The sequence below is a fragment of the Desulfuromonadales bacterium genome (genome assembly GCA_035620395.1).
Taxonomy (GTDB): domain Bacteria; phylum Desulfobacterota; class Desulfuromonadia; order Desulfuromonadales; family DASPGW01; genus DASPGW01.
The window spans coordinates 1-4684 of the sequence record DASPGW010000052.1; the positions used below are offsets into that span (position 1 = coordinate 1).

General features: G+C 59.9%; 7 protein-coding genes. All 7 read left to right on the forward strand.

Translation table 11 applies throughout. The features are described from left to right. Positions 1–391 (forward strand): nuclear transport factor 2 family protein (locus tag VD811_03220; GenBank protein ID HXV19989.1); only part of this gene is annotated, 391 nt, incomplete at its 5' end. A 663-nt stretch (positions 392–1054) separates the two neighbouring features. Next, a complete protein-coding gene (locus tag VD811_03225) occupies positions 1055–1525 on the forward strand; it encodes a hypothetical protein (GenBank protein ID HXV19990.1) in 471 nt (156 codons plus the stop codon). Positions 1526–1592: 67 nt separating this feature from the next. Then, positions 1593–1958: an NADH-quinone oxidoreductase subunit A gene (locus VD811_03230; GenBank protein HXV19991.1), complete on the forward strand. Its 366-nt coding sequence runs from the start codon at positions 1593–1595 to the stop codon at positions 1956–1958. Further along, positions 1949–2440 carry an NADH-quinone oxidoreductase subunit NuoB gene (nuoB, locus tag VD811_03235; protein ID HXV19992.1) on the forward strand — a complete coding sequence of 164 codons (492 nt, stop codon included), beginning with the start codon at positions 1949–1951 and terminating at the stop codon, positions 2438–2440. Before VD811_03230 ends, nuoB begins: the two co-directional genes overlap by 10 nt. Positions 2441–2447: 7 nt before the next feature. Continuing rightward, on the forward strand, positions 2448–2933 hold the full coding sequence (locus VD811_03240) for an NADH-quinone oxidoreductase subunit C (protein HXV19993.1): 486 nt from the start codon (positions 2448–2450) through the stop codon (positions 2931–2933). Continuing rightward, complete coding sequence (nuoD, locus tag VD811_03245; protein ID HXV19994.1) at positions 2923–4134, forward strand: NADH dehydrogenase (quinone) subunit D; 1212 nt, start codon at positions 2923–2925, stop codon at positions 4132–4134. The genes VD811_03240 and nuoD overlap by 11 nt, the downstream gene beginning before the upstream one ends. Further along, on the forward strand, positions 4131–4595 hold the full coding sequence (locus VD811_03250; GenBank protein ID HXV19995.1) for an NAD(P)H-dependent oxidoreductase subunit E: 465 nt from the start codon (positions 4131–4133) through the stop codon (positions 4593–4595). The genes nuoD and VD811_03250 overlap by 4 nt, the downstream gene beginning before the upstream one ends. Positions 4596–4684: the final 89 nt, after the last annotated feature.

The window sequence follows — 4684 nt, forward strand, 5'->3', positions numbered from 1 at the left end:
AGATCAGATTCGCGAGCTGGTCGCCACCTGGATGACAGCGACTAAAGCAGGTGACGTCGAGACGGTCTTGAGCCTGATGGCAGACGACGTCGTTTTCCTGGCTCCCGGCCGGGCACCAATGCGAAAAGAGGACTTCGTAGCCGCAGCAAGAGTGCAGGCTGAGCCATCGGCGCTCAAGTTCGATGCCACAAGCGAAATCCAGGAGATCAAGGTGCTGGGGGACTGGGCATTCATGTGGACCAGCCTCAGGGTCGTCGCAATTCCGGCCGATAGCTCCCCGCCCATAGAGCGGGAAGGTCACACGCTGACAGTTCTCAAGAGGGAAAAGGGCAAGTGGCTATTGGCTCGTGATGCCAATCTGCTCGCTCCAGCGCGACAGCCTCAGACGTGACGTCCAACCGCCATCGAGCGGACGTCCAGACTCTGGAGCAGTCACTACCAGCAAAGGAAGCAGGCAATGGGAACTCTGAGTGCGCCCCGGGGTGGGGAAGATTCTCGGAATAGTGGCGTTTGGTTGCAGACAGGTTGCAGATGAGGCCCCGCAACGAGTAACCGAGACACAGGTTGTATAAATGATTTCAATTGCTTAGGTCCTAGGGTTTGAGTCTCCCCTTGGACGCCCGACAACGATAAAGGGCTGCAATCATACTTGATTGCAGCCCTTTATCGCTGTCGTTGTCGGGCGGCACTGCTTCAACCCATGCCATTGAACCTCGCCGGGGCAATGCCGGATTTTCCTTGGCACAGTCGTGGAAAATGGTGGAACGATTTGCCCAACACGGGCACAGGCCGCTCCAATCTGGAACACGCAACGATGTCGTTGAAAATGTAAAAAATCGTTTGTTTTAGGCATGTTCCTGAAGGTGAACCGATTGGCATCGTTGTTGCTGAAGGTGCAGTAAAGGTCTGGAGGACTCGGCTTTATTCAATGAATCGTAACGGAAACATCCCCTGAATGAGATTGAAAACGATATTCCAGGAATCAGGCAATGAAGCCCGAGGGGAAACCACCCTGTTCGGGCTTTCTTTTTAATGAAGCCTAAAGGAGTGAATCATGGGGCAGAATCTCGGGGATCAGAGGGGATGCATTACCGTCGAGGGCTGGCAGAAGGGCAGGCATCAGGATTCCTTCAGGGTCGTTACCGAGTGCTACTGTCCCAACGGTCATGGCCTGCTCAGCGACCTGGCCACTTTCGGCGGGTTCACCGGCATCTCGGTCAAGCTGCGCTGCGACCGCCAGGAGGGCCGGCTTTCGCTGAGCCCGATCATCGGGGACCTGAGCCGCACCTTTTTCAATTTCGAGCGCATCGAAGGATCGATCGTTGAAATCTGTTGCCCGACCTGCGACGAAGCGCTCCCGCTTTACAATCAATGCAGCTGCGGCGCCTACCTGGCGACCCTTTTCACCACCCCGAAGAGGGATTTCGCCAACTGCATCGGCATCTGCCAGCGTATCGGCTGCCTGCATTCGAAGATCATGAGCATCGACAATCTGCGGAAGTACAGCCGGATGGGGTATTACTGAGGCGGTGAACGCATCGGCGATAGTTGGCAAGGTTATTTTTGATAATACAGTTTTCCGGAAAGTCCAAATGAGTCCCTACCTGGTATTTTTTCTCTTTCTTCTGGCTACACTCGGTCTCGTCGGGCTGATCGTTGCTCTGAATGCGCTTCTGGGTCCCAAGGTCGTTAATTCCGCCGCCAAGCTGGAGCCCTTCGAGTGCGGATCCCGCCCCTTGCAGCAGCGCAATGTACGCCCGCTGTCGATCAAGTATTATCCCGTCGCCATTTTGTTCCTGCTTTTCGACCTGGAAACCGTCCTGCTGTTCATCTGGGCGGTTTCTGCCGGCAACCGGGAGATGGCCACGCTTTCCTTCTGCTCATTCCTTTTCTTCATGGGTCTGCTGGCGCTGACTTTCATCTACATCTGGAAGGAGGGCGGGCTGGAATGGCGATGATGGATTTTCTCACCACCCGCAAGGACGATCTGGTCGGCTGGGTGCGCAAGTTCAGCCTCTTCCCGTATCCCTTCGTGACCGCCTGCTGCGGCATGGAATTCATGTCGGTCAGCTCCACTCTGTATGATACCGACCGTTTCGGCGCCGCGCTCCCCCGCTTCACGCCCCGTCAGTCCGACCTGCTCATGGTGGTGGGAACCATCACCCACAAAGAAGCCCCGGTCATCAAGAAGGTCTACGACCAGATGTGCGAGCCCAAGTGGGTGATGGCCTTCGGAGCCTGCGCCACCAGCGGCGGCTTCTACCGCAACTACGCCGTTCTGCAGGGGGTCGACCGGGTGATTCCGGTGGACATCTATATTCCCGGCTGCCCGCCGCGCCCGGAGATGGTGATCGATGCCATCATGAAGCTGCAGGACAGGATTGCCGGCGAGCACCATCCCATCCTGCCCTTCGAGAAGCCGAACCCGGGAAAGGAATAATAACGCCATGATTTACGAAGCCATAACACGCGACCTGAAGGGTCTTTACGAGCGCTCCTGGGAGAGTTTCGGAATGCTGGTGCTGGAGCTGCCGGCGGAGAACCTCCTCGCCCTGGTCCGCCGGCTGAAAGACGATTGCGGATTCGACCAGCTGCTTGACATTACGGCAGTCGACTATCCCGGCCGCCAGCCGAGATTCGATGTGGTCTATCACTTTTATGGCTCCAGGCACCGGCAGCGGCTGCGCTTGAAGGCGCCGGTCGGCGAGGCGCAGCCGCGGGTGCCGACCCTCACCCACTGGTACGGCTCGGCCCGCTTCATAGAGCGCGAAGTTCACGAGATGTACGGCATCCAGTTTGCCGGCAACGAAGACCTGCGGCCGATCCTGCTCTACGAGGGTTTCGAAGGGCACCCCTTGCGAAAAGATTATCCCATCCACCAGGAGCAGCCCCTTGTCGCCTACCGCAAACAAGGTGAAAGAAGTGGTATATAAATCCCCGGTTCGGTCTCACCTTGAAGAAACCGCCGATCCGAACAATGTGGTGGTCAACCTCGGCCCCTCGCATCCGGCCACCCACGGCACCATCCAGATCATTGCCGAGCTCGATGGCGAAATGGTCCGGAAGGCCGACGTGCATTGCGGCTACCTGCACCGGGGCTTCGAGAAGGAAGCCGAGCATCACACCTTCCACAAGATCATTCCCTATACCGACCGGCTCAACTACTGTTCGAGCCTCAACAACAACTTCGCCTATGCGGAGGCGGTGGAAAAACTGCTGGGGATCGAAATCACCCCGCGCTGCAAGTACCTGCGCACCCTGCTTGCCGAATACAACCGCCTCGCCGACCATGTCACCTGCGTCGCCGCCACGGTCATGGAGCTGGGGGCGATGACCGCCTTCCTCTACCTGATGACCATCCGCGACTACATCTTCGAGCACCTCAACCACCTGACCGGTGCACGGCTCACCTATTCCTACGTCCGCATCGGCGGGCTGGCCAAGGACCTGCCGGACGGCTGGCTCGCGCGCCTGGAGGAAATCCTGCAGTTCTACGAGCGCTACATCCAGCGCATCCACGGACTGCTGGACCGCAACCGCATCTTTATCGACCGCACTCGCAACGTCGGCGCCATGACCCCCGAGCACGCCCTGAACTGGGGGTTCACCGGACCCATCCTGCGCTCCACCGGCCTGGCGGTCGACCTGCGCAAGGACAGTCCCTATCTCGCCTATCCGGAGCTGGAGTTCGAGGTGCCGGTCGGCATCCAGGGGGACAACTACGACCGCTACTACGTGCGCATGCGGGAGATGGACGAGTCGGTCTCCCTGATCCGCCAGTGCGTGAAAAAACTGCCGGACGGGCCGGTCAGCGTGCGCGACCCCCGGGTGACCCTGCCGGAGAAGTGCGCCGTCTATACGAAAACGGAAGCCGTCATCCGCCATTTCAAGCTCATCATCGACGGCATTCAGGTCCCGGCCGGCGAAGTCTACAGCGCCCACGAGGCCCCCAACGGCGAACTCGGCTTCTACCTGGTCAGCGACGGCAGCGGCCGCCCCTACAAGCTGCATGTGCGGGCGCCGAGCTTCATGCACATGGGCGGGATGCACACGCTGCTGGAGGGCCATCAGGTCGCCGACATCATCGCCACCTTCGGCTCCATGAACATGATCGGCGGGGAGTGTGACCGATGAGTTGCCTGACGGACAAGTTCGACCGGCTGCGCCGCACCTATCCGGCGGCGATGATCTCCTCCCTGGTGCTGCCGCTGCTGCAGCTGATGCAGGAGGAGAAGGGGCATCTCACCGAGAGCGACGCCCTCCTCATCGCCGACTACCTGGGCGTGCCGCCGATGCAGGTCAAGGAGGCCCTCTGCTGGTACTCGATGCTCCACCGTCAGCCGACCGGGAGGCACGTCATCAAGGTCTGCCGGAACATCGCCTGCTCGCTCCTCGGGGCGGAGCGCCTGTTCGAGCACCTCAAGAAGAAGCTGGGAATAGGGGAGGGGGAGACCACGGCCGACGGCCGTTTCACCCTGCTGGCGGTGGAGTGCCTGGCCTCCTGCGGCACGGCGCCGGCCATGCAGGTGAACGACACCTACCACGAGCGGCTGAGCGAAGCCGGAATCGACCGGATTCTGGAGGAGCTGGCATGAGCGAGGCGAGGGTCTTCTTCAATTTCGAGGTTACGGCCGACTCGCACACCCAGGCGGCCTACCGCGAGCGCGGCGGGTACCAGGCCCTG